The organism is Sphingobacterium sp. UME9, assembly GCF_014170215.1.
Taxonomy (GTDB): Bacteria; Bacteroidota; Bacteroidia; order Sphingobacteriales; family Sphingobacteriaceae; genus Sphingobacterium; species Sphingobacterium paramultivorum.
This window is the reverse complement of record NZ_LZZP01000003.1, coordinates 1,191,888-1,215,389: the sequence shown is the minus strand read 5'-3', so window position 1 is coordinate 1,215,389 and position 23,502 is coordinate 1,191,888. Positions and strand designations below refer to the sequence as shown.

General features: G+C 39.4%; 20 protein-coding genes and 1 pseudogene. 8 read left to right on the top strand and 13 right to left on the bottom strand.

Annotation, left to right across the window (positions count from 1 at the left end; translation table 11 throughout):
• Positions 1-9 precede the first annotated feature (9 nt).
• Together A9970_RS06730 and A9970_RS06725 are read right to left on the bottom strand one after the other, a co-directional pair.
• On the bottom strand, positions 10-741 hold the full coding sequence (locus tag A9970_RS06730) for a DUF3667 domain-containing protein (RefSeq protein ID WP_220801530.1): 732 nt from the start codon (positions 739-741) through the stop codon (positions 10-12).
• An 85-nt stretch (positions 742-826) separates the two neighbouring features.
• Positions 827-1,633 carry a DUF5694 domain-containing protein gene (locus A9970_RS06725; RefSeq protein WP_220801529.1) on the bottom strand — a complete coding sequence of 269 codons (807 nt, stop codon included), beginning with the start codon at positions 1,631-1,633 and terminating at the stop codon, positions 827-829.
• 150 nt (positions 1,634-1,783) lie between these two features.
• On the opposite strand from A9970_RS06725, the gene A9970_RS06720 reads away from it, so the two are divergent.
• Complete coding sequence (locus A9970_RS06720) at positions 1,784-2,539, top strand: response regulator transcription factor (protein ID WP_153844638.1); 756 nt, start codon at positions 1,784-1,786, stop codon at positions 2,537-2,539.
• A gap of 59 nt (positions 2,540-2,598) precedes the next feature.
• Here the strand turns inward: A9970_RS06720 and msrB are convergent, their stop codons facing one another.
• The 3 genes and pseudogenes from msrB to dxs form a co-directional block, all read right to left on the bottom strand.
• Positions 2,599-3,018 (bottom strand): peptide-methionine (R)-S-oxide reductase MsrB, encoded by a 420-nt coding sequence (gene msrB / locus A9970_RS29030; RefSeq protein ID WP_220801555.1) that lies wholly within the window; start codon positions 3,016-3,018, stop codon positions 2,599-2,601.
• Between the two features lie 108 nt (positions 3,019-3,126).
• Positions 3,127-3,594 (bottom strand): annotated as a pseudogene (gene msrA / locus A9970_RS29025) (peptide-methionine (S)-S-oxide reductase MsrA); the annotation flags it as partial.
• A 403-nt stretch (positions 3,595-3,997) separates the two neighbouring features.
• The gene (gene dxs, locus A9970_RS06710; RefSeq protein WP_182981736.1) at positions 3,998-5,950 is read right to left on the bottom strand and encodes a 1-deoxy-D-xylulose-5-phosphate synthase; all 1,953 of its coding nucleotides are present in this window, start codon (positions 5,948-5,950) and stop codon (positions 3,998-4,000) included.
• A 73-nt stretch (positions 5,951-6,023) separates the two neighbouring features.
• Between dxs and A9970_RS06705 the strand changes: the two genes are divergently transcribed.
• The 3 genes from A9970_RS06705 to A9970_RS06695 all read left to right on the top strand — a co-directional run bounded on the left by A9970_RS06705 (position 6,024) and on the right by A9970_RS06695 (position 9,544).
• On the top strand, positions 6,024-7,442 hold the full coding sequence (locus A9970_RS06705) for a PLP-dependent aminotransferase family protein (RefSeq protein WP_182981735.1): 1,419 nt from the start codon (positions 6,024-6,026) through the stop codon (positions 7,440-7,442).
• Between the two features lie 76 nt (positions 7,443-7,518).
• On the top strand, positions 7,519-8,034 hold the full coding sequence (locus tag A9970_RS06700) for an N-acetyltransferase (RefSeq protein WP_145326837.1): 516 nt from the start codon (positions 7,519-7,521) through the stop codon (positions 8,032-8,034).
• 211 nt (positions 8,035-8,245) lie between these two features.
• Positions 8,246-9,544, top strand: a complete 1,299-nt coding sequence (locus A9970_RS06695) for a hypothetical protein (RefSeq protein ID WP_182981734.1) — start codon at positions 8,246-8,248, stop codon at positions 9,542-9,544.
• A 152-nt stretch (positions 9,545-9,696) separates the two neighbouring features.
• On the opposite strand, the gene A9970_RS06690 is transcribed toward A9970_RS06695, so the two are convergent.
• Positions 9,697-10,098, bottom strand: coding sequence for a helix-turn-helix domain-containing protein (locus tag A9970_RS06690; protein ID WP_182331930.1), 402 nt, complete (start codon positions 10,096-10,098; stop codon positions 9,697-9,699).
• A gap of 930 nt (positions 10,099-11,028) precedes the next feature.
• Here A9970_RS06690 and A9970_RS06685 point away from each other — a divergent pair.
• Both A9970_RS06685 and A9970_RS06680 read left to right on the top strand, forming a co-directional pair.
• Positions 11,029-12,369, top strand: a complete 1,341-nt coding sequence (locus A9970_RS06685; RefSeq protein WP_182981733.1) for a M60 family metallopeptidase — start codon at positions 11,029-11,031, stop codon at positions 12,367-12,369.
• Between the two features lie 172 nt (positions 12,370-12,541).
• Positions 12,542-12,871, top strand: coding sequence for a YegP family protein (locus A9970_RS06680; protein ID WP_075992803.1), 330 nt, complete (start codon positions 12,542-12,544; stop codon positions 12,869-12,871).
• A 108-nt stretch (positions 12,872-12,979) separates the two neighbouring features.
• Here A9970_RS06680 and A9970_RS06675 read toward each other — a convergent pair whose 3' ends face one another.
• The 4 genes from A9970_RS06675 to A9970_RS06660 form a co-directional block, all read right to left on the bottom strand.
• On the bottom strand, positions 12,980-15,100 hold the full coding sequence (locus A9970_RS06675) for an ATP-binding protein (RefSeq protein WP_182981732.1): 2,121 nt from the start codon (positions 15,098-15,100) through the stop codon (positions 12,980-12,982).
• Positions 15,101-15,247: 147 nt separating this feature from the next.
• Positions 15,248-15,766, bottom strand: a complete 519-nt coding sequence (locus tag A9970_RS06670) for a methylated-DNA--[protein]-cysteine S-methyltransferase (protein WP_182981731.1) — start codon at positions 15,764-15,766, stop codon at positions 15,248-15,250.
• 119 nt (positions 15,767-15,885) lie between these two features.
• The gene (locus A9970_RS06665) at positions 15,886-17,199 is read right to left on the bottom strand and encodes a sensor histidine kinase KdpD (protein ID WP_182981730.1); all 1,314 of its coding nucleotides are present in this window, start codon (positions 17,197-17,199) and stop codon (positions 15,886-15,888) included.
• 144 nt (positions 17,200-17,343) lie between these two features.
• A complete protein-coding gene (locus A9970_RS06660; protein WP_182981729.1) occupies positions 17,344-18,438 on the bottom strand; it encodes a PAS domain-containing sensor histidine kinase in 1,095 nt (364 codons plus the stop codon).
• A gap of 231 nt (positions 18,439-18,669) precedes the next feature.
• Here A9970_RS06660 and A9970_RS06655 point away from each other — a divergent pair, with 231 nt between their 5' ends.
• Entirely contained in the window at positions 18,670-19,125 is a 456-nt protein-coding gene (locus tag A9970_RS06655) for a GNAT family N-acetyltransferase (RefSeq protein ID WP_182981728.1), read from the top strand.
• A gap of 50 nt (positions 19,126-19,175) precedes the next feature.
• Here the strand turns inward: A9970_RS06655 and A9970_RS06650 are convergent, their stop codons facing one another.
• Together A9970_RS06650 and A9970_RS06645 are read right to left on the bottom strand one after the other, a co-directional pair.
• On the bottom strand, positions 19,176-19,697 hold the full coding sequence (locus A9970_RS06650) for a DinB family protein (protein ID WP_182981727.1): 522 nt from the start codon (positions 19,695-19,697) through the stop codon (positions 19,176-19,178).
• 194 nt (positions 19,698-19,891) lie between these two features.
• Complete coding sequence (locus A9970_RS06645) at positions 19,892-21,472, bottom strand: discoidin domain-containing protein (protein WP_220801528.1); 1,581 nt, start codon at positions 21,470-21,472, stop codon at positions 19,892-19,894.
• A gap of 251 nt (positions 21,473-21,723) precedes the next feature.
• Between A9970_RS06645 and A9970_RS06640 the strand changes: the two genes are divergently transcribed.
• Positions 21,724-22,215: a YdcF family protein gene (locus A9970_RS06640; RefSeq protein WP_182981726.1), complete on the top strand. Its 492-nt coding sequence runs from the start codon at positions 21,724-21,726 to the stop codon at positions 22,213-22,215.
• A gap of 65 nt (positions 22,216-22,280) precedes the next feature.
• Here A9970_RS06640 and A9970_RS06635 read toward each other — a convergent pair whose 3' ends face one another.
• Entirely contained in the window at positions 22,281-23,393 is a 1,113-nt protein-coding gene (locus tag A9970_RS06635; protein WP_182981725.1) for an acyltransferase, read from the bottom strand.
• Positions 23,394-23,502 lie beyond the last annotated feature (109 nt).

Below are 23,502 nucleotides of genomic sequence, written 5' to 3'. Positions count from 1 at the left end.
ACAAAATTGCTATTTTATAAGTATATCCAATGTAATACCAATGAAAAGTATGACGACCAAATAGGAGAAAAAGCCTATTATTGAAGCGGCAAATGCTTTGAAATAGTTGATCTTTTTAGCTTTATCAAAAAACTGTGCCATGGCCCAGGAGTAATATATAAAAGTTACTAAAGTTGCATATAGGATTAAACTTTGGTGCGTGATACCGTCAATTATTGCAAAAAGTGCATAAATTAACATTGTCATCCCCATAATAAAACATAATAAGATGATGATTTCAAAAAGATTATAACCGTATTTTTTAAAGAATAATTTAGTCCAAAGGGCGATAAAGAACCCCATAATAATGTTAGCATAACCATAATGATCTCGTAGCCATCGAAAGATGTTGCTTGTGATGACGAGTTTACTTTCAATACCATGGCTGTCGATTGATTGCATATAGCGCTCTTCAGTATGGAAAAAGTGGGCAATAATAGAATACACTAAAGATGTGACAATAACGAAAATAATAGGTTTGACCAGCCGGCTGCGATTTTCAGAAATGTAGTTTTGCACATTCTTCCCCGGAGCTGTCACCAATTCTCGAATGGTATAGAGGATGCCGCGTTCAAAGTGAAGCACATGTTGTATTTCGTGGGTGATATAATGAGCGTCTATTCTTTTTAGCATTGCAGGTTGGCCACAATCGGGACAGAATTTTGACGTAATGCCTGTGCCACAGTTTTTACAAGTTATCATTTTGAAGTGTTTATTTAAGTAATTAAGGTTTGTTAATCTGTTTCATTCGAAAGTCGACCAAAAGAGTCTTTTCTTACCGATGGTTTTATTGAAGGTATTCGGCAACTTCTACGAGTTTGTATTTGGGGCTCCGTTGCAAAAGTTCACCAAGGAAAGCTGCGTGAGTCGCGCCCGTGATTAGCAAAATTCGATCCTGCCCAGTGACCGGGATCTGATTTAAATTGGAGAATATCCGTAGATTTCTTCGGTAGAATTTACTGGCTTCGTCTGCTCCTTCAAAATTACCTTTTGTACTGCTGTAGGTTAAGATATCAGCGTTTACATTGATAAACTTTTGCAAGGTCTCTTTTTGATTAAATACCTTTAATTTTTCTAAAATGGAGAGTTTATCAATATGGGCGAATTCCTGCATAATTTTTCCCATGTAGCTTTTATAGGTTATACTGTCTACCTGATTCTCCAACTCATTTGCAATGTTGTAATTATAAGCAGCAGTTTGCTGTTCATCAATTCCATAAATTTTTTTTACCCCTGCAAGTTTGCCAACTTCATATGCAATTATGGCTATTTCACCACCGAACTTAGCTTTATGTCCTTTATCTTTAATAAAAGAGCTGTAGTCGCCGTTCAATTCTTCGTTTTTTTCAGGAATGATTTCCACGCAGATGATAGTTGGTTTAAAGTCTGCCAACAGTTTGGCTACTTGATATGTTTCTTTTCTGTTTTTTTGATCTTTTTCGTCAAATTCTACTTTATGTGCATCAGGCGTATAGCTCATGTGAAATGTCCCAAAATTTAGAACCTCAATTTTCTGCTGTGCATAGCTGTTTCCAAAAAATAAGATCCCAATGGCGATTCCAATATTTCGAATTTGAATAGTGTTAATAAGCATTTGTTTAAGAAATGGTTTTATGTTTTTTCCGGCTTTTCGTTCAGTTAGCTATATTTTTTTAGCTGTTTTGTCCAAAAGTATTACAGTTTGTCCAAATAAAAGCTACACTTGAGTGTAGTTTTATTTAACTTCGACATTTAGAATTTCGTTATGGATTTTAACGCGCTATTTTCACAAAAAAATACTGTTGATCGTCTTTCAGAAAGGGACATCCTGCAGACCCATGGCTATATTGAGCTCGTCAAAGCTTTCTCACGGATTACCTATCAGAGTATTTATCTAATCGATTACCAGGCTAAAAGTTTTGAGTTTGTTTCAGACAACCCGCTGTTTCTCGCTGGTTTAACAGCCAAAGAGGTACTGGAAATGGGCTATGGCTTTTATCAAAAACATGTTCCATCCGATGATTTCCAGATGCTCATTACGATTAATGAAGCGGGGTTCAGCTTTTATGAAAAAATACCCATCGAGGAACGGAAGCTTTATGTTATATCGTATGATTTTCAGATACAAAATGCACACAACAAGTTTATTTTAATTAATCATAAACTGACACCTGTTTTTTTGACAGAAGAGGGGAAAATATGGAAAGCAATTTGTATCGTGTCTTTATCCACTAACGTATCTTCAGGTAACGTGACTATCGAAAAGCTGCACTCCAATCTAGTATGGGAATTGGATCTGTTGACTGGGAAATGGAACTCCCAAAAAAAGATTAATCTTACCGAACGTGAAATAGAGATTTTACGTTTTTATCATCGAGGTCTGACCATTCATGAAACTTCGGAGAAAATTTTCGTTTCCATTGATACGGTGAAATTTCATCGACGAAAATTATTTGAAAAGCTAGGGGTAAGCAACATGAATGAAGCATTGGTTTTTGCATTGAATAATAGGTTATTATAAGGGTAGCCTGAAAGATTCTGAAATGTTCAGAGCAAGCGCCTCGTTGGAGGCGCTGCAGACTATTTTTTCACCAATAACGGCAGGTACTTTTCGTAGCCCTGTGCTTTCATCTTGTCTTTTGGAATAAATCGAAGTGAAGCACTGTTTATACAATAGCGTAGACCACCTTTATCTGCCGGTCCATCGTTAAAAACGTGGCCGAGGTGTGCATCACCAGTTTTGCTGCGCACTTCCGTTCTGCGCATCCCGTACGAATTGTCGGAGTGTTCTTGAATCAGGCTATCGCTAATTGGTTTGGAAAAACTTGGCCATCCGCATCCCGATTCAAATTTATCTGTGGAAACAAATAAGGGTTCTCCGGTTGTGATATCGACATAAATACCTTCCCTAAATTCATCATTATAAGTATTGTCAAATGCGCGCTCCGTTGCACTGTTTTGTGTAACATCGTATTGCAATGGGGTCAACTCCTTTTTCAAGGTCTCCTTGTCTGCTTTTTTATACGTGTTTTTAACATCCGCTTTCTCTTTTTCGGGGTTTGCATTTCGCGCAAGCTTAAATAAATCAGGGCTTATATGGCAATAACCACCGGGGTTTTTGTCCAAGTATTTTTGATGATAAGCTTCAGCATTATAGTAATTTTGTAAAGGTTCTATTTCTACCACTATTTTGCTGTTGTATTGACTTGCTAAAGAAGCTATTTGTTCTTTGATAACGGCGGCATCATCTGCATTGGTATAATAGATGCCTGTACGATATTGCGTGCCGATATCGTTGCCTTGTTTATTCAACGAAGTTGGATCAATTGTTTTGAAGAAAAGATCTATGAGCAGCTTTAGATCGACAAGCTCTGGGTCGAAGTTTACCTTTACGGTTTCGGCAAAACCTGACGTTCCTGTCGAAACTTGTGCGTATGAAGGGTGCTGAAGGTTTCCATTGGCATAGCCAACTTCGGTTGCGGTGACCCCGCGGACTTGTTTAAAGAAGTGCTCAGTTCCCCAGAAGCATCCTCCGGCAAAATAGACAACATGATCTTTTTGATTTATAGTATTCATAGTATTTTGTATTGACGGTTTTGAATCTTTCCCTTTTTGTGAAAAGCAAACCTTGCTGATCAGAAATAAGCCAGTCGCTATAGCAAGGAGGACGAATAAGTGTTTCATGGTATGAATTGCTACATGAAAGAAACAACATTGTTTCTTTCATGTAAGCCACAAACACCGTACCTTTCTGGATGTTTGTCTTAGAAGATATAAGCAGTTTTGGCTCTTATAGATTCTTTTTACAATTGAAAGACGAAGTAAGTCTATGAAAGGCATGTCCTGACAAAAAGACCTTTTAGGAAAGCTTCGCAAGCTGAATGTCTGACAGGGTTGGTCCTATGCTGTTTACATCCTATGATCAGACCAAATGATAGTTTAATCTATATTGTTTTTAAGCACTACTATTGTGACTAAGTTAACTGTTTGGGGAAGACTCGTTCGGCTTAAGGCTACACCCTGAGCCTGCCGATTCGAGCGGACCCGTGTATAGCTGTCTCACCGTGGCGATAATAGCCTGCTTGTCGTAGTGATAAAGTTGGTGAAGCTGTTGCTGTGTACCCTGTACTGCAAAAGTATCGGGCAAGCCAAGTCGCTTCAAGGTCGCTGAGTAGCCATGTTCGGCCATAAATTCCAGCACTGCAGTTCCTACTCCACCAGCTATACATCCATCTTCAACAGTGATGATATAGGAATATGATTGGAATACTTCATGTAATAACGCTTCGTCGAGCGGTTTAAAGAACCGTAGATCATAGTGCCCAACCTGCATGCCTTCCCGGAGCAGTTCGTTGCAGGCGTCCTGTGCATATTGACCAACGGGCCCAAGAGAGAGTATGGCAATGTCTTGCCCTGAACAAAGCCTTCTTCCTTTTCCAATTTCAAGTCTTATAAATTTGTCTGATTGCTTCTCTCGACTACCTGGGCCTTTTGGGTATCGGATTGCAAGCGGTCCGTCAAGAGTGATATCCTGAGCCATGAACAACAAATTTTTAAAGTCTGTGAGCGTCATGGGCGAAGCGCATGCGATGTTGGGTATACAGCGAAGAAAAGCAATGTCGAATGCCCCCTGATGGGTGGGGCCATCGGGACCGACAACGCCGGCCCTGTCGATACAGAACACGACCGGTAATTTCTGTAAAGCGACGTCGTGGATTAGTTGATCATAGGCGCGTTGTAAGAATGTCGAATAAATCACACAGAAAGGAAGTAGCCCATCAGCAGCAAGGCCTGCGGAAAAAGTAATGGCATGCTGCTCGCAGATACCAACATCAAAAACGCGGTTAGGCATCAGCTGTTTCATTGCCGTCAGCCTGCTGCCGGAAAGCATAGCTGGGCTTATAGCGATAATACGGCTATTATGTTGGGCGAGCTGTATCAGCGTGTCGCCGAGCACTTGCTGAAAAGTCTCCTTGTAGAGTTGCGGTAGCTGGTTTTCTAACCGTATACCTGTCAGTTTGTCGAATTTCCCTGTGGCATGCCATTCCGCCTTGTTTAACATGGCTGGTGTAAAACCTTTTCCTTTTTGTGTTACACAATGCACTATTTTGGGCCCGGGGACATGCTTCAACTGCTCAAATATTTTGATAAGCTTGTGGAGGTTATGACCATCCACTGGTCCAAAATAACGTATTCCCAATGCCTCGAAAATATTGCTCGATGCAAATAGCCCTGTTTTTATCAATTTCTCTATTTTTCTAATCGCAGCAATTGACCATTGTGTCCGATCTTTATGGGGTGACAGCAGCTTTTTGATCTGTGATTTGAACTGATTATAGGCTTGCCCCGAGGTCAGGTCGGTCAGATAGTTTTGTAGGGCTCCCGTACCGGCATCAATAGACATATCGTTGTCATTTAATATAATCAATAGGTTAGGCTGTTCGAAACCTATATTATTTAAAGCTTCGAATGCCAGGCCGGCAGTCATGGCGCCGTCACCGATAACAGCGATGTGTTGACGGCTGTTATCACCCTTATACCTGGCTGCGCAGGCCATACCCAGAATTGCTGATAGGGATGTGGAAGAATGACCTGTACCAAAGGCGTCAAAGTTATTTTCTTCCATAACAGGAAATCCGCTTATACCGCCTAGAAGTCTGTTCGAATGGAAGCGAGCCGCTCTCCCCGTGAGTAATTTATGGACATAAGCCTGATGACCAACGTCCCAGATCAATTTATCCTTAGGGGTGTTAAATACATAATGAACTGCTATAGTAAGTTCTACAACTCCAAGGCTTGAACTAAAATGACCGCCATGTGTAGCAATATGGTCAATGAGGAAGTTTCTTAGTTCCTGACTTAACTCGGGTAATACTTCCTGTGGAAGAGCACGTAATTCGCTGGGGCTGTTGATTTGATAATTACCTGTCATTTCTTTTTTAGACAAATTTAGTTTGATTAGATTTGCGATACAGGTACAGTATAGGTAAAAGTGATCAATACAGATGAAGAGCTATAAATTTGAAATATTTACACAAGCAATTGAGAAAAATATAAAATCAGGGATCTATAAACCGGGGCAAAAGCTGCCTTCAGTACGCGAGTTTAAAGATTACTATGGTTTAAGTATGAGTACTGTTCAGTCAGGTTATGAGTACCTTATGATTATTGGTTTGGTGGAGAGTGTTCCGAAATCTGGCTACTATGTCAGTGCGAAGAATGAAATGCTGGCAGAACCGGAAGGGCGTCGACGTCCACCGGTAGTAAGGGATGCTGTCTTTGAACAAGGGCTTGGTCTGACAACAGCGTCACCTGTGGGGCGGGGTTTTTCGGAATTTAATGTTGCTGCCCCGGGGGATCTTCTTGTTCCGCAAAAACTTTTACTTCGGACCATGCAGCAGGTCATTCGGGAACAAGGGGCAGGGTTACTGCGCTATTATCCATCTAATGGTTCGGTACAATTGAAGGATAATATTATCAGGCGTGCGGCCTCCTATCAGACCTTGCTGCATGCAGATGAATTGCTGATCACAGATGGTGCCTTACAGGCTTTGTATATCGCTTTGGCTGCTGTATGTGAAGCCGGAGATATTGTTGCTGTGGAAAGTCCATGCGTATTTTCTGCGTTAGAGGTCATTCGGGTGCTCAAACTGCGCGTCATTGAAATTCCTGTTCTTACTAAAGATGGTTTTGATATAGACTTTTTTAAACAAGCATGTCAAGGAAGTGCTGTAAAAGCTGTCGTCCTAACACCGAATTTTCATAATCCAACAGGTATTTTGCTCTCAGATGAACAGAAAATTGCTTTATTGGCGATTGCTCATAAATATCATGTTGCTGTAATCGAGAACGATATCTATGGAGACCTGAACTTTCAGGGGAGCAGACCATCCACACTAAAACAATTTGATGAAAGCGGATTGGTCATGACGTATTCATCGTATTCAAAAACCCTGGCACCTGGAATTCGGCTGGGTTGGTTAAGCACAGGGCGATTTCTGAAAGATGCTGAACAGATCAAGTTTGCATTGGGCAGTACAGTTTCTCCTCTGAATCAGGAGACCGTAAACCGTTTGATCGGTAGCAGCAGTTACGATCGGCATATTCGTTCACTGAAGATGCAACTGGCAAAAAATGCCTATCTGGCCACCAACCTAATCGCTTCCAGTTTTCCTGAAAAAACCAAAGTGATCACACCTGCAGGCGGGTATAATCTTTGGGTTAAAATGCCTGAAAGTACAGATATGGCGGATTTTTACGCGCAGTGTGAAAAAATTGGTGCAAGATTTACGCCGGGCTATACGTTCTCTTTTGCGAATACTTTTGAACATTATTTTAGGTTGGTCATCGCGGATAAATTTTCTGATAAACGAATAGAAGCGATCCAGCATATAGGTCGTTATTTATGTGGGAGCCTGTACTGATGCTAAATGAACAATGTGTATCGAATAATAGCAAGTGATAGCATGTACATTTGTGTATTTAATAGTAGATGCACATATGAATATAGTCACAAAATTTACGGTAGCAACAGAGCAGGGAATTGAAGCGTTGTCAATGCTCACCAAAACTCTAGCCCTAGAAAAATTCGGCAGCTTAGTGGAGCCAGCTGAACTAGACAATTACATTGTTGATAGTTTTAATTCCAAAACACTTGTCAACGAAATAAACAGTATGTCAAATCAATGGCTGGTAGTATATGCTAACGATCAGCCGATGGGTTATGCCAGAATAACCTCGAAAGGGCAGAAGCCGGATGGCTTGGCAGGTAAACGTGTGATTCGAATCGCGGATTTCGGTGTCTGCCAGCATGAGGCTTTGCAGCAAATGGAGGTATCATTAATGGACAAATGTCTTGCCGTCTGCAGTACCTACGACGTGATTTGGATCAATGAACCCTTAAGAAGTTCGTTGATCGGACTTTTTGAACAGAATGGATTTGTAAAACAACCAGGTATTAGCAGACTCGATGGATTGAACTTGGAATCAGTAGTATATCTCAAGGAGACTTTGTAGTTCAAAGAGTCTTTATATTGATGTATAAACACAAGATAGTCGATATTGAGCAAAAAAGTACACAGATTAAGTGTGCTTTTTTTTGTTTAATGATAGATATTTTAGTGATATAATGTGTATTTTTAGCAATTGGAAAGAAGATGTTTGTCAAATTCTAAAAATCTCTTTTTAACCGAAGAGTATCATTTATAACCGTTTTCACAAGTGTTTAATGAAGAAAATATCTATAACGTTTCTATATCTTTTGCTCAGTGCATTAGCGCTTGGACAAGAATCTAAGGAGACAAAGCCAGACAGTATCGTTCAATATTTTAGTGAAATTAAAACTGCAACTAAAATTGGTTATTCGTTATGGAATAGAGATTTATATGGTGATATTATTTTGGTGGAGCCTCAGACACGACAGCTATTTAGTAATAACTTTGGTACCGATAGTTCGTTTGTGCAATATAAAAATAGCTATATTGGTAAATTGCCCGACAGTGTAAATATTGCTAATACGTCTTTAACGTGGAATGGTCGCACTTGGGCGATGATTATGTTGCCTTTATCTAAAAATTATTATGCACGGATCAATTTGTTGGCTCATGAATTGTATCATTCCGCACAATCGGCTTTGGGCTTCGTTCAAAATAACAGCGAAAGTACCCATCTCGATCAAGAGAATGGACGGATATACTTACGTTTAGAATTGGAGGCGCTTAAAAAGGCGGTTTGTTCAGACGCGCAAGATGAACAACGAATGCACTTGAAGGATGCTTTAATTTTTCGGAAGTATCGAAATTCACTTTTTCCAGGCTCTGCCCATATTGAAAATCAATTGGAACTTAATGAAGGGATTGCAGAGTATACCGGAGTAATGATCAGTGGGAGAGATAAAGAAAAAACAAAAAAACATTTCATTGATGTAATAGACAGATTTTTCAAGAACCCCACTTATGTAAGGTCTTTTGCCTACAATACCACGCCCATCTATGGATATATAATGAGTTTAAAGGATCCGCTTTGGAATCAAAAGATTTCAGTAAATACAGATTTAACTGTATTCTTTATGCGCGAATTGAAAATTGAACTTCCGAAAGATCTTGCAGCAACAGTAAAAGCCATTACAGCGGAGTATAATGGAAAACAGATATTCACAGAAGAACAATTACGAGCGGAAAAAATAAAGAAGCAAATTGCATTATATCGTTCCTTGTTTGTGGATCAGCCTCATATGACCATTAAATTTGAGAAAATGAATGTGTCTTTTGATCCGAGAAATATCCTCCCAATCACAGATTTGGGAACTGTTTATCCAACCATAAGGATCACCGATAACTGGGGGATTCTAGATGTCAAAAGTGGGGCGCTCATGGCGCCCAATTGGGATAAAATAACCGTTAGTAGGCCTACTAAAATCGAAGGACAGCGAATAGAGGGTGAGGGTTGGGTGATGCAACTCAAAGATCAGTATACTGTTCAAAAGGACGAATCGCTGAATAATTACAAGCTTATCAAAAAGCAGTAGCTGCACTATCTTGATTTTTATTCACTGTGCAGCCTTATTGAATCAATATTAAATGTTGGTAAATGCATGAGTATCATGAAACATCGTAAAAAGGTTTACCTAAAGATATTCAATTTTTAACTATCGAAATGAGAGATAGTCGCTGGACAAGTCTAAACATAATCCAATGCGTTTAATGCTCTAAATTTTCGCGGACTAAGACCAGTATGCTTTTTTATAAACCGTGTTAATGATGCTGATGAACTAAAACCATAATACGAAGTCAACTCTTTAATCGGAATCTCCGTAGAAGCTAGTTTTTTGGCAATCTCACTTGCAACAATTTCCTTGACGATCGTGCTGGGTGAAGTTTCATTACTTGAAAGCGTCAATCGATGTAACGCTATTCTTGATATATTGAGCTTTTTCAAGTAGAATTGGAGGTCCCAGTGATTCTGAGGATACTGGTGAATAAGGTTTTTAAATTCTACTAGAATGGGGTGTTCTGCTAGCAATGCTGAATTTTGATCCAATTGATTTAACGTTTCGTTTTGTTCCTTTATGTTGTTTTTCATGTTTTAAGATAATCGCTCGTTATTGCCGAACTATAGTGTCTAGGGCTATAGTTTAGGTTAAGTGTTCCATCAATCTTATTTGAATGCAAGCAAAATTAGCGTATTAATTTCATAGTGTACTTTTCGAATTTAACGATTCGCTTTTTAAAATTATAATTTTTTATCACCGATTGTGGTAAAACTAACCTGCAGCAGACTATCACTGGAAAGATAGACGGATGAATAAAAACCTGATTCCAATAACAGAGAAATCGCCTTTTTTACTCTAATTTTTGACTGCTATTTTTTATGTTTTTTGTTTTTCATTATTCTTTGTATTATAGGTATTTATGTTTGTTATCTGTATTAAAAGTTAAATATAGAAACAGATGTGTTATAACTTTTGGTTATACTGTTTTTTTGGAGTTTTTCGACTTCACGTAATGATTAATCTACGTCAAGAGAATGATATATAATTTTATTGATGGTAACAGATGTGATGATTATGTGCTGCCATGTTAGTCCTTTATGATGTGGTGTTCGAGGGAATAGCGTTGGGGTTGTGTAGTTAGTTTGAATAACATCTAGCTTCTATAGCAGTAGAGAATAGGGGTGTTACTCGTTTCTTGTCATTTTTTTAAAACAGATTTTCTTTATAATTATTTGAAATTCATCAAAGCGAAAAGGTTTTCGTTGATTATGCAAACGTTTGATGTGGAGTGGTTGATTATTTTTCTGTACAATATATTATATCTTGCTTTTAGATTATGAACTAAAATACTTTGCCTAAGGTTAAGTGAATTCTTTGCATGGATCGTCTGGTTTTCGAGTTTCGATGAACCATAAATCGATCAGAAAAATAAAAACTTCGAAACAGCCGCTGAGGCTTTGAAGGATGATCGAAAAGAAGTGCGGACAATTAATACAATTTATAAACTTTATTTAAAAATTATGAGAAAGACCGTGTTTTCTTTAATCGCGATTTTAGTGATCGCTATGACCACTTCCTGTCGGAAGGATGGGAGCTTAATGTACACTTTGCTGAACGGCTCCAGTGGAGAATCCTTAGCAATAGCGGATTCGGTCCAACTATTTAAAGTAAGTCCTTCGGCTGCAACTGAGGTTGATAGACTTCAGTTTCGAGCAAATCATAATGAGATGCAAATAACCGGATTTTATGTGGCACCAAACAGTTCCATAACGATAAAAGTAAAAGTCAACTCGGGGACTACAGCGGCACGCTTAGCGATCGGGACGCCTTTTAGAGACAATATTCGACCAGTACGGCAGTATTTTAATCTCCAGGCAGGTACGCAAACGTTCACAGTGGATCAATACGGGGGTTTGGTTTATGTGATTTATACAGCTGATAACTACACAACAACTGGAGAAATAGAGCTTTCTTTTGGCAATGGCTTTATCTCGGTACCTTACTTTCAAAAGGGAATTACCACCCATGAGCAATGGGTAGCTACATTGGATTCGTTGAAAAATACAGTGCCGGATGTCGTCTTCTCGTCAGATCACACCATTATGGTAACCAAAATTGCTGATGCGCTGCTGTATAAGAACGAAGATCAACAGCTTATTGTAGATAGACTGGATTCAATTATTGGTTTTTCCAATCGGATCAGTGGTTTGAATGGTACGAGTGGAGTCCATGCCATACCATATAATAAACACCTGATTACCGTGAGAGATTCGAGTGCAGGTGGTTATATGGCTGCCGGTATTTCTATTTATTTTACCGATGCTTTATCTTATCGTATGTTGCAGCCAAAATACCTGTCCAATACAAATGGATGGGGAATATGGCATGAAGTAGGGCATACCTATCAACAAAAAGCTTGGACCTGGGGCAATCTGACAGAAACAACCGTGAATGTCTATTCTCTAGCCAGTGAAAGGGGATTTGGATTGCCGGTAAGCCGGGTGACTGCCAATAATTCCTGGCCTAAATTGACGACTTACTTTCAGAAAAACATCGCGGACCGCAACTTTAATTCAGGGGATAATGATTTGAAAATGATTATGTTTCATCAGATTTGGCTAGGATTTGGTGATGATTTCTACATCAAACTTAGCAAAATTACCCGCGAGAACAGACCTGCAGTTTCAACAGACGCAGAGAAAATGCGCTATTTTATGCTATCGGCATGTCAGATTGTACAAAAAGATCTTTCGGATTTTTTTAGAAAATGGGGTTTTAAAGTCGATGAATCTGTCTATACGGCGATAAGTAATCTGAATTTGCCGGCTCCTACACAAGATTTAACCGCTTTAAGAGATTAAACAGTCTTGCGTACTGTGACGTTGAATCTGTTAGAACAGATGTATAGGAAGTATGTGCCTTATTGATGATAAAAAAATTAATCGTTGTTTTACAATAAAAACATTGAAAAGTATTATCTTTAGTATGGAAGTTAATTCCAATAACCACATATTTATTTAATTAATTGAGAAAATGGGTAAATTTGAAGTAAAAACACGGAAAAATGGAGAATTTCAGTTTAATCTAAAAGCTGGAAACGGACAGGTGATTTTAAGCAGTGAAGGTTATACAACTAAAGCCAACTGTTTAAATGGCGTTGAATCTGTAAAAAAGAACGCTCAGGACGATAACAAATTTGATCGTAAAACTTCTACGAACGGTAAGCACTACTTTAACCTCAAAGCTACCAATGGCCAAATTATTGGAACCAGCGAGATGTATGAAAGTGCAAGTGGTATGGAAAATGGTATTGAGTCTGTCAAGAAGAATGCGCCTGATGCGACGGTTGAGGAGATAGCCTAAGTCTATTTTCAAATGCCTGACTACTACACGTAAGTGTAAGCAGTCTGTCAATAATAAGCACGTAGGATTTGATAGTAAAGAGCCGGGTAAAAACCGGCTCTTTTGCGTTTATTTTTCTGCTGTCGGGAGTGGGATGGAAAACCAGAAACTACTGCCCAAACCCACGGTGCTATCAACTCCTATCTGGCCCCCGTGTTTTTTGATTATTTCAGCGGAAATATAGAGCCCTAGTCCAAGCCCCGAGTAAGATTTACCTTCGTGATTAGCTCTATAATATCGATCAAAAATAAAAGGCTGTACTGCCGGATTAATACCTTCACCTTGATCTTTGACGGTTATTTTGATACGATCTTGAAGCTGTTCAACCGTAATATTGATTTCTCTCGATTCTGGGGCATATTTAACGGCATTGTTGACAAAATTTACAAGGACTTGTTCAAGACGTTGTTCATCGGCAAAGATATCTGCATCGAGATCGCCGGTAATATTAACTTGATGGTTGCCTTGGGATATGATATTGTGACAACTGGAGGTAAGTATCTTTGATGCCTTGAAGGTTGTTTTTTCGAGATGAAGCTGCCCTTCACTTATTCGATGCATATTAAGAAGGTCGTCAACGAGTGTAACGATCTTTTTGATATTGACAGCAGACTGATCAATAAGTCTTGAAATGATGTCACTTCCGGTTTTGTCCTTGAATCGTTCCAGCAGTTGAATCGTTCCCTTTAATCCCGTGACGGGCGTCTTTAGTTCATGGCTGGCAATGCCCAGGAAATCATCTTTTTGTGACTCATAATTTTTCCGTTTTGTGATATCCGCCACTACACCAATGAGGTGAGTCGCATTGCCTTCTGCATCGTATTTGGGAAGACCCGACGCATTGATCCAATGCAACGATCCATCAGGCCAACGGATGAGATATTCAGCGTGATAAGTGGTCTTGTTCTGGATAGCATCCTGAACTTTTTGATAGACCATTTCGCGGTGCTCAGGGACGATGCTTTGCATGAGGACATCATAATCAAAGCGATCGTTTTTAGTGAGGCCAAAATTGAGTTTACAGGTTTCCGAGCAGTCCATTTTACCTGTTCTTATATCGCGATTGTAAGAACCAAGTTCACCAGCTTTTAGTGCAATTTCCAACTGATAGTTGAGGGCTTCAAGGTGTTCGTTTCTTTTGATACGATCCGTAACCTCATTGGCGATGACAATAATAGACTCCGTTTCGCCTTCATCATTTTTCAACGGCTCATAGGTGAAATCAAAATAATGATCGCCCAATTCCCCCATAGACTCAAGTCTTGCGTAGGCAGTGTCTCCAATATAGTTTTGGCCAGTAGTAAAGACATCATCCAATATCCCCAAATAAGGCTGTCCCTGTAATTCCGGAAGTGCTTGTGCTAGTGGTTTGCCGAGAATAACTTCTGTTTTGCGCCAGAGTTTGAGCATCATATCGTTGGCAACTTCAATGACTAATTCACGGCCTGTTAAAATCGCAAAGGCTATTGGGGCTTTATCTATAAAGGATCTGAATCGACGTTCACTTTTTTTGAGGTTTTTGTTGAGCAGCACTGTCAAATCATAGGATTTGTTGAGCTGGCTATTGGTACGATAAAGTTCATCGTTGGCAAGCTCCATCTCGTCATTAAGCTCGAGCAGCCGTTGTTGCATGGTTGCCATAGTAATATTGACACCCTCAAGCTCATCAATTTTATCTATGGAAGAACTTCGAAGCTCGATTTGATCCATTGCGGTCCGAGCAAGACCTTCTAATATCTGTCGATCAGCCGCAGTGAAAGCGCGCGGATGTTTGTCGATGACGCACAGTGAACCGATCATAAAACCATCATGGGTAATAAGTGGTGCACCTGCGTAAAACCGTAGTCCAAAATCACCAATTACATTTGGATTGGTCAGTAAGATATCTTCTTTCAGTGTATCTTCAAAGACCGTTACTTTCTTGTCCAGAATAGCTAGACTACACAAGCTTTGCCCTCGATTCGTTTCCTTTGTGGTGCCCATGCCAATATTTGCTTTGAAATAGACAGATTCTGCATCCACCAGTGAGAGCAATGCAATAGGGGCATTGAAGATTTGTGTGGCTAATTTTGCAATTCCATCAAAGCTGGCTTCAGAAGGGGTTCCAGTTATTTTATAGCGTCTGAGGGCATTCAGTCTGTCATGTTCATTTTCAGGCATTATATCCATTCCAAACGTATTCTCTATCATAGTGACCGTGTAATTCTTTTCATAAAGATATAGTTTTAATTACAAAAGCGGAGATGCAATTTTTTTTCTCTTCATCGGCAATTCAAAGATTCCCTGAAATGATTGGAATGCCGCAGGAATGATATGCTCCAAGGCTAATAATCAGCTTTAAAGATCGAATAGTGTTGGGGTCTGATAGTGTTGTTCAAGGTCAAGCAGGATAGACTTATTGCGAATGCCCCCGGCAAAGCCCACAAGCTTGCCCGAGGTGCCAACTATCCTATGACAGGGGGCAATGATGGCTATAGGATTTTTATTCAACGCGCCACCAACGGCACGGACAGCTTTGCTGTCGCCAAGTTGCTGCGCCAGCTGACCGTAAGTCCTGGTTGTACCATAGGGAACACCTAAAAGCACTTCCCAGACCCTGATCTGAAAGGCTGTTCCCTGAAAATCAAGCGGAATATCAAATATCTTTCTTTTTTTTGCAAAGTACTCATTCAGCTGCAGTTCTGTCTGTATTAAAACTGGAGCCTGTTCATTGTAGGTTGCTGTAGGAAGTTTTGTGCGGATATAATCCTTGTCCGCCCAAACTAAACCTGAAAGTCCCTTTTCGGTAGCGATTAAGTGTATAGGACCAACTGGTGTGTCGATGATTTTATATTCATAATTGGCTTTTACTTCCATATTTCCTTTGCGTCAATGTGCGTTAGGGGTAAATCTACAAAAATGAACATATATTGAAGCACATAAAGTTTCTCGACCGGAAATAATCTTACAAAAAAAATTCTAAACCTATATTTGAGTTAACAGCATGTAGGCACTTCGACATTGGTTTGCGGCTTATGGCTGGGGCAGGATGGCAATCCCACTGTAAAAACCGATCCCTTATTGGGGGTACTTTGGATGTTCACAACACCTTTGTTTCGTTCAATAAGATCCTTGCATAAGACAAGACCCACACCCGATCCGGGCTCGTCTTCTGTGCCAAAGGACTTTTGCTGAATCTCATTAAAAAGCGCAGCAGACTTCGAGGGGTTAATCCCTATTCCTTCATCCTGAATATGAATATGTGTATAGGTTTCATCCATGCTGGTGTAAATGTTGATATTCCCATTCACATAGCTGAATTTGATCGCATTGCTAATCAAGTTGCGTAAAATAATGATGGTATGATCCCGATTGGCAATTATCTGCGTGTTGTTAGGTATATCGATATTGATTTTTAGTTGTTTAGATTGTGTGTTCTCACTAAAAACTTTAATAATTTGTTGTATCATAGGTTTGATTAATTGGGGTGATGCTTTGGTATTCATACCCTGCATACTGCTGCTGCCCCATTGTAGTAAATCATCCAGAGCTTGATTCTGCTGCGTAATCTGCTGATAGATCTGTTGGATATATTCCTGGGAGGCCGTACTATCGAGCATCTGATTACGAAACATAAATACCAGTGCTTCCAAGTTGGCAAAAGGACTTTTGATGTCGTGCGCGATAATAGAAAAAATTTTTTCTTTGTCTCGATTCATGGATTCTAAGTTGAGGCGTTGCTGCTCAATTTTTTTCATATTCTTATAGATGATATCAAGAAAGAAGTTGACCGCAACGACCATGAAAGCAAGTGCATTGATAATATTGAAAACAGATCTGGATCGTGGAACTTGCTGGCTCAAGGGAAGTATATCAGGAAGCAGATATAGCAGTAAAATCAAGAAAGCTACTGTAATACAAAGGGCTATATGGATCTTCCGATTGTCATACATCAACATCGAGACAATCAATGTGCACAATAAAAAATATTCGCCGCCATTTTTATAAAGTAGTGCCCCAGCGAAGAAAAACACAGAATTACTTGTCAATAGTGTTGCTTTAGCGATATTGTGTTTCCCATAATATTGAAGCAGAAGGACCGTAAACGAACATATTGAATTGGAGAAATTAATCGCCGATAAAACATAGCGGTGGTCGATAAGATTGAGGATCGAAAAGAAAATTGTCGGAAATAAACATAACAATGCAATCAAATTTATCATGTGTACGCGTTTGAAATCGATGTATGACATGCCCGGATGTGCACCAATATGGGAAAATAGTTTCCAATATTTACGAAAATGATTCATAGAGACGTGTCTGATTTTGCTTACAATTTCTAAACACTCAAAATTAGCCATAAATCAGCAGTCCAACAATGATTTTTCTTGAAAGCAGGTTAAGATTGGCAAAATCTACCATGAAAGGGAAGATAAAAGGGCTACGTCGCTTTATTAATTTGGGAAAAATAAACGGATTTCGGTTCCTTGGTTTTCCTTACTGAAGATGGCCATCTGCGCTTTGAGTCTTTCAAGAATTTCCTGAACGATAAACAATCCGATGCCTTTTCCCTGGTAATCCGTTGAATTTGAACCACGGAGTCTTTCCATGCGGATATTTTCGAGTTCATGCTGCGGAATACCGATACCATTGTCTTTGATGATATATAACACACCGTTCGTTACTTTTTCACTATAAATATGTACCGCTGCTTTCTTATTGGCCGAAGAGTATTTGACGGCATTGTTGATCAAGTTTGTAAAGATTTGGTAGATTCCATTTTGATCACTGTTTACTGGAAAAAGGTCACCAAAGATAAGTTCGGTATGCGAGCTACGATATAATAATTTGGCTTCTCGGCACCAATTGGGCAATGTAAGATCTAAACGAACAGATTGTTTCCGTAGTCTATTGATTGGGGCAAGACTCAGTTCTACCGTTTTGTCGATAATATCAGCAATGTTTTCAAGTGATTGATCAATGACATCGTACAATTCGAGCCGTCTATTGGACTGCATATCCAAATGTTCTTTTAGTACACCTATACCCAATTTAGCAAGAGCCAAAGGATTTTTAGCATCATGTGATAGCGTATAGGATATCATGCGCAGGTTGGTTGCCGGATTGATTGTTATATTTTCTTGATCTTCAGGTTTCTCTTCGTGTATCTTATGCGTGACATCTGTGGCTGTGTGGAGGATGGAATAAGTTCGGCCACGCTTATCAAAGAGGGGTCTATATTCAAAATCAAAATAACGTTTGATCTTGAAATCACGGTCAATGATCGTTGCAGGGGTTTCAAATGCCTTGTAGGTGACACCGCTTTCCCAGACATTACGGAGTATATCTGTAAATCCTTCTTGGGTAAAAACCGGAAAAACCTCTCCAAAGGAATGTCCAAATATTTCGTTTTCTGTACGCCACATATTTAGCATTCGCGAGTTGGCGAATGCGATATTGAGGTTCGAATTATCATAAATGGCAGTTGCAATCGGCATCTGATTTAATGCTTCAAAAAAAATCGGAATATCCTTTTGAGGTTTTTGCATATTGGGTATTTAATGATCATCTGCTTACCGCAGTGCGACCGTAAAATTAATCAAAAAATTAATCAAAAATCAAGCCAATAGCGATGGTTTTTAATGTTTCTTGGGAAAAATACGGCCAATCGGTGGGCCTGGAAATAGCGCAATAAAAACACACTAAATTATTATTATATTTAATAAACTTCAAAGGAAATGTAAGTTAACAATAGACAGGGATTTGTAATCATACCAATTATGGATAAGTATTTGGAAATTAGGAAATATGATGTTCAGGATAGAAATAAGCTGATCGATATTCTTCATATGAATATACCGAAGTACTTTGCACAGAGCGAGGTTGCCGATTTCACAGAATATCTTGACCAGGAAATGGAGACGTATTTTGTTGCACTGGTTAACGGGCAAATTATTGGTGGCGGTGGAGTAGGTTTTTCTGATGATGAGCGCACAGGATTTTTGAGCTGGAGTTTTTTAAATCCAAAATATCACGGATTTGGTTTTGGAAAAAACCTTTTGCATTACCGTATTGACTTTCTGTACACCCATCATCAGGTTGAAAAGATCGAAGTCGGTACCTCTCAATTCACGTTCGGATTTTATAAGAAAAATGGTTTTATACTAAGGGAAATTCATAAAGACTATTGGGCTGAAGGCTTTGATTTATATGATATGGTCCATGCAAGAGAATAGACAATACCATTAACACTGATTCGATGAAAAGCTGATGAATAAAGTGTGGCTCATTGATTGAATGAGACCAAGTTTTCTTTGATTTGATTCAGGTGGTGTAGGGGATGATAGCTCATCAGAAAAAACATTTCGCGTATACTGAGTTTGCCGAGCAGAGGATGTGGTAAAACCAGGCTATCGAGCTCCTCTTCATTGTACAGTACAAATAGCTGATTGATTGTAGCTAATACTTCTTCCAGTTGCGCAATCAGACCCTCTTTCTGTGCGGGCAGGATTTCTTCAGGCAAAAATTGACTTGGGGCTTGCCGGCTTGTTTTGAGATAATTGTTACGTACCGTGTCGTAGTCCCAGGTTACGCGTTGCAGGGATCCAAATTTTTGGGCTATGTAATCTTTTGACTGAAGTACCTTTGGAAAGGGTAGAAGCGTTAATAGAATATGTTTTAGTTGCTGACCAGCCGTCCATTTTTCATGATTACGATATGAAAAATGAGGCTCAGGTAATGCCTGGATATAGGCAATAACTGTATAGTGGTTGTCAGAAAAAGTTTTGATCAGTTCTTGTCTATTCATCCTAATTTTAATGATAAGTGATTATTTCGATCGTTTTTTCTAGCTTATTGATAAGTCAAAGTCAGCATGATCTACTAAAAATATAAAATTATTTGCTAACCTCAATTATGAATCTCACTTATTCGGTGTTGATCAAAGCTAGAAAAGGCCGATATTATTTGCGATATCGGCCCTATATTCTATCGATCTAAATTTTAATATGCACCAAAATCTGCAAGATGAGAATAGAAGAAATCACCCCAAGAACTTGTCGATTCTATTTTAAGGTATTGGGTGCTAATGGATGTATTAAGATCGACATTGATCCAGGAGCCAGCAACTTTGCTCAACTGCGTCGTTTTGATCAACGTCCAGCTTATACCATTTGTACTTGAGTAAATATTGACATCTTTCATCGCTCCATTTAAATTGTCGCGGTTACGGAAAGCAACTCCTTTTACGGTACGTATTGCGCCCATATTGATGGAGAAGAAATGTGGCTGCGGAGTTTGAGTGGACGACCAGGGAGTATGCCAGACTGTACTTCTATTCATATCCAATACATTGCTTGCCGGTGATCCAGGCTCATTACTATCGCTAGCTACAATTGACCAACCTGTGGTCGGTAACAATTTATAGGTCACAACCTTGGATAAATCGGGGATATTGTTAACGAAGTTATAAGCGTATCCTAAGGTAGTACGGCTTCCATTGACATGGAGAAATCCTATTCTCATTTCGTAATTTCCTGTCAGATCATAAAAATCAGCTAATGGGCACTCAAATCGAAAACTATCCTGGCCGATTATTTTTGTAGCCCATTGTACGGCATCATAATCGTTATTCACTCCAAAAGGCTCCCTATCGTGCCAAACAACAATGTCATTGACCGGTTTTGTTGTTGTAAATTTCCCGGAAACGATAATCTTATTGTTCACAAAGCTTGATGACAGGGATGTTATTTCTGCAGATGCGGAAGCATACCAGTCACTTCTTGCCACGGTGCTGAATACTTGGCTATTGTTAAATGTTGCTGCTGTGGTACTGGTCAAAGAAGTTGTAGAGATTCCGTAGGTTGAATTGCCTGAACCCATTAATGCCGTACCTAAAGTTGGCGCTAACGTTTTGTTCATTCTGTTGTGGCTGGCATTTAATCCATGGCCCAGTTCGTGAATCATTCCACCTATCCATACAGTTGCTTTCCATCCAATATCACCGCCTATTCCTAAGTTTTTAGCGTCCAGATTTACATAATCTAACGCATAGCAGCTGGTACCAGTGCCATAGAATGGAGGGCCTCCCGGATTAGCTGGATCTGTATTGTAGGTTGGAATAATGATTAGATTGTGCTCGCTTTTTTTTCCTGACGGATTTTGATTAAAATAGCTGTCCACTTCCGCCTTCACAGCGCCGCTACCCCCTGAGTATGGATAAGTAGCTTTACCATATTTTCCAGCGATGTAATGGATGTTAATTAGGCTGTCATTGAGCAGATCTAATCCGAAGGATTTTCTACCGAAGCCTTCGCGATTCATATTATTTGCAAACATGTTTTGGGCGTCTAAAAGGATCTTGCTAAGACGCTTTCTGAAATTGGGAATGGAATCAACATCATTTGGAACAAAATAGATGACGTTCAGCTTGTAGGGATTACTGTTCCATTCATTTGTTACCGAGCTAGTTGATGTTTTTGCTTTTAGAGTTTCGACACTTTCTTCGGTGTTTACCAAGGTCTTGTTACAGGATGCAGCCCCTAAAGCGAGGGTTGCAAGCATTAGATTTAAAAGTTTTCTCATAATGGTTTATATTGTGTATCAATAAATATAAATAAGGCATTTTTTATTGGTGTGTAAAAAAATAAACTTTTATCATAATTAGTTTAGTCAATCGATTGATTAATCAACTTTGAAAAATGTTTTGTAACATTTTAATTTATTTGAGCATGAAATGATTAAGAATTAATAGTAACTGGATAAAATTTAACCGACTTCTTACTTGGTTTTCATCTAGGTCTTATTACATTTGATTGTATGAATAATTAAATCGTATGGAAAAAATTAAAAACCTGATATTATTGTTGGGCGCACCCAATGATGAGCAGGGGAATCTCAGCGTTATGGCATTAGATAGAAATGAATGTGCCTATAATTTCTATTGTCATAATGAGGGGACTGCAATTTTATGCACCGGAGGCATGGGTGAACATTTCAATCGGACAGAAAAGCCGCATGGCACTTATGCTCAAGCTTATCTTATGGAAAGAGGTGTCGCAGAGAAAGATTTACTTCCATTTGTACTATCCACAAATACCTACGAAGATTTTATGCTATCAAAGGAGATTATCAAAAAGATCTCTCCAGATCTCTTCATCGTGATCACCTCTGATTTTCACATGGAGCGAGCGAAATTATTGCAAGAAAAACTCATTGACTACCCAAATGTGCTGTTCATTGCTGCAAAGTCGACTGTTAGTCCCGAGAAATTCAATTTGTTGTCACTGCATGAAAAACAGGCTATCCGGAGAATACTGGAACGTTAAACAGGAGTATTGGAATAGCACTATTTTTAGCGATTGACCCCTTATGCCGGCAGTTTTTTTATGCATTAGCCCAATTTCTTTCTGAGCCATTTGCGGACAGGTTCGTCATACCATTTCAAGCTGATATAGGCCAGTGCAATACTCGCCGCCAAAATCAATAGGGCATAAGGCAAAGCTTTTATAAGCGTCACATCCTTATTGTTGCTGATCCAGGCAACATAAAAATAGACGAAAGGGTAGTGTACGAGGTATAACGGGTAGGAGATGTCACCCAAAAATTTACAGAGCTTATTTTCTATTCTGTTGCCTGATATGCTGCCTGTCCCCAGGTAAACAATCAAGGGGAATACAATGATAATGCATACCGACTCATATATCCCGTTCATCCAGAGCTGTTCTGCTCCGCCTATACGAGGCATATACAACACAATAGCGATTAAAATACTACAGTACAAAAATGCATGTCGGATACGACTTGGGCTTGTTATTCTGGAGAGCAGGAGGCCCGCAAAAAAAGGATACATGGTACGGGTGATTCCTATCCGCACTTGTTCAGCATTTAATGTCCAGCCACCGCTAACATCTCCAGTAGGACTTGTGATCGCCAAATGGGCTAGTGCCACAGCTGCAATAAAGACCAAAATGCTTAAAGCTGTTTTGGATAGTTTGCGAATACCGATGGCATATAGAATATTGGCAATATATTCAAAAAACAATGACCAGCCGACACTATTGAGCGGGTGCATTTCCTGCCAGCCACGAATATCCAAAGAGAGGGGAACGGGGAGAATCGTATAACCAATGAACATTACCAAAAGCATTTTCCAGAGCGGAACGGTGTGAATAAGTGGCCAGATTGTAGAATCTGTAAAGTAAAAGCCTATTGCGCCAAGAGTCATACCTAATATAACCATCGGCTGAAGGCGTTCAATACGGCGTTTAAAGAAGGTGCCAATAGACATTTTATGCCAGCGATCATCATAGGCATAACCGATCACAAAGCCAGATAAAAGAAAGAAAAAGTCAACCGCCAAATAGCCATGGTTGACCAAGATATCGAGATGTCCTGTTCCCAATGGCTCCGTGAGATGAAAGGTTACAACGATAATCGCTGCGACTCCTCGTAGTCCGTCTAAAATGGGATAGTGTGGCTTTGTAGAAAGGTTTTTATTGTTCATGGCTTCTGATAGTATTTCGAAGATGTCTATGGACTTGCTAACTGTTTATAAATGTTATTGAATGGGTGAAAATAATGAAATAACAGGTTTAAATTTGATCAAATCGTAT

Bases quoted from the DNA above. Each gene is read 5' to 3' on its own strand.
- A9970_RS06730 (WP_220801530.1), bottom strand. From the start codon at position 741: ATGATAACTTGTAAAAACTGTGGCACAGGCATTACGTCAAAATTCTGT.
- A9970_RS06725 (WP_220801529.1), bottom strand. From the start codon at position 1,633: ATGCTTATTAACACTATTCAAATTCGAAATATTGGAATCGCCATTGGG.
- A9970_RS06720 (WP_153844638.1), top strand. From the start codon at position 1,784: ATGGATTTTAACGCGCTATTTTCACAAAAAAATACTGTTGATCGTCTT.
- dxs (WP_182981736.1), bottom strand. From the start codon at position 5,950: ATGACAGGTAATTATCAAATCAACAGCCCCAGCGAATTACGTGCTCTT.
- A9970_RS06705 (WP_182981735.1), top strand. From the start codon at position 6,024: ATGAAGAGCTATAAATTTGAAATATTTACACAAGCAATTGAGAAAAAT.
- A9970_RS06700 (WP_145326837.1), top strand. From the start codon at position 7,519: ATGAATATAGTCACAAAATTTACGGTAGCAACAGAGCAGGGAATTGAA.
- A9970_RS06695 (WP_182981734.1), top strand. From the start codon at position 8,246: ATGAAGAAAATATCTATAACGTTTCTATATCTTTTGCTCAGTGCATTA.
- A9970_RS06690 (WP_182331930.1), bottom strand. From the start codon at position 10,098: ATGAAAAACAACATAAAGGAACAAAACGAAACGTTAAATCAATTGGAT.
- A9970_RS06685 (WP_182981733.1), top strand. From the start codon at position 11,029: ATGAGAAAGACCGTGTTTTCTTTAATCGCGATTTTAGTGATCGCTATG.
- A9970_RS06680 (WP_075992803.1), top strand. From the start codon at position 12,542: ATGGGTAAATTTGAAGTAAAAACACGGAAAAATGGAGAATTTCAGTTT.
- A9970_RS06675 (WP_182981732.1), bottom strand. From the start codon at position 15,100: ATGATAGAGAATACGTTTGGAATGGATATAATGCCTGAAAATGAACAT.
- A9970_RS06670 (WP_182981731.1), bottom strand. From the start codon at position 15,766: ATGGAAGTAAAAGCCAATTATGAATATAAAATCATCGACACACCAGTT.
- A9970_RS06665 (WP_182981730.1), bottom strand. From the start codon at position 17,199: ATGAATCATTTTCGTAAATATTGGAAACTATTTTCCCATATTGGTGCA.
- A9970_RS06660 (WP_182981729.1), bottom strand. From the start codon at position 18,438: ATGCAAAAACCTCAAAAGGATATTCCGATTTTTTTTGAAGCATTAAAT.
- A9970_RS06655 (WP_182981728.1), top strand. From the start codon at position 18,670: ATGGATAAGTATTTGGAAATTAGGAAATATGATGTTCAGGATAGAAAT.
- A9970_RS06650 (WP_182981727.1), bottom strand. From the start codon at position 19,697: ATGAATAGACAAGAACTGATCAAAACTTTTTCTGACAACCACTATACA.
- A9970_RS06645 (WP_220801528.1), bottom strand. From the start codon at position 21,472: ATGAGAAAACTTTTAAATCTAATGCTTGCAACCCTCGCTTTAGGGGCT.
- A9970_RS06640 (WP_182981726.1), top strand. From the start codon at position 21,724: ATGGAAAAAATTAAAAACCTGATATTATTGTTGGGCGCACCCAATGAT.
- A9970_RS06635 (WP_182981725.1), bottom strand. From the start codon at position 23,393: ATGAACAATAAAAACCTTTCTACAAAGCCACACTATCCCATTTTAGAC.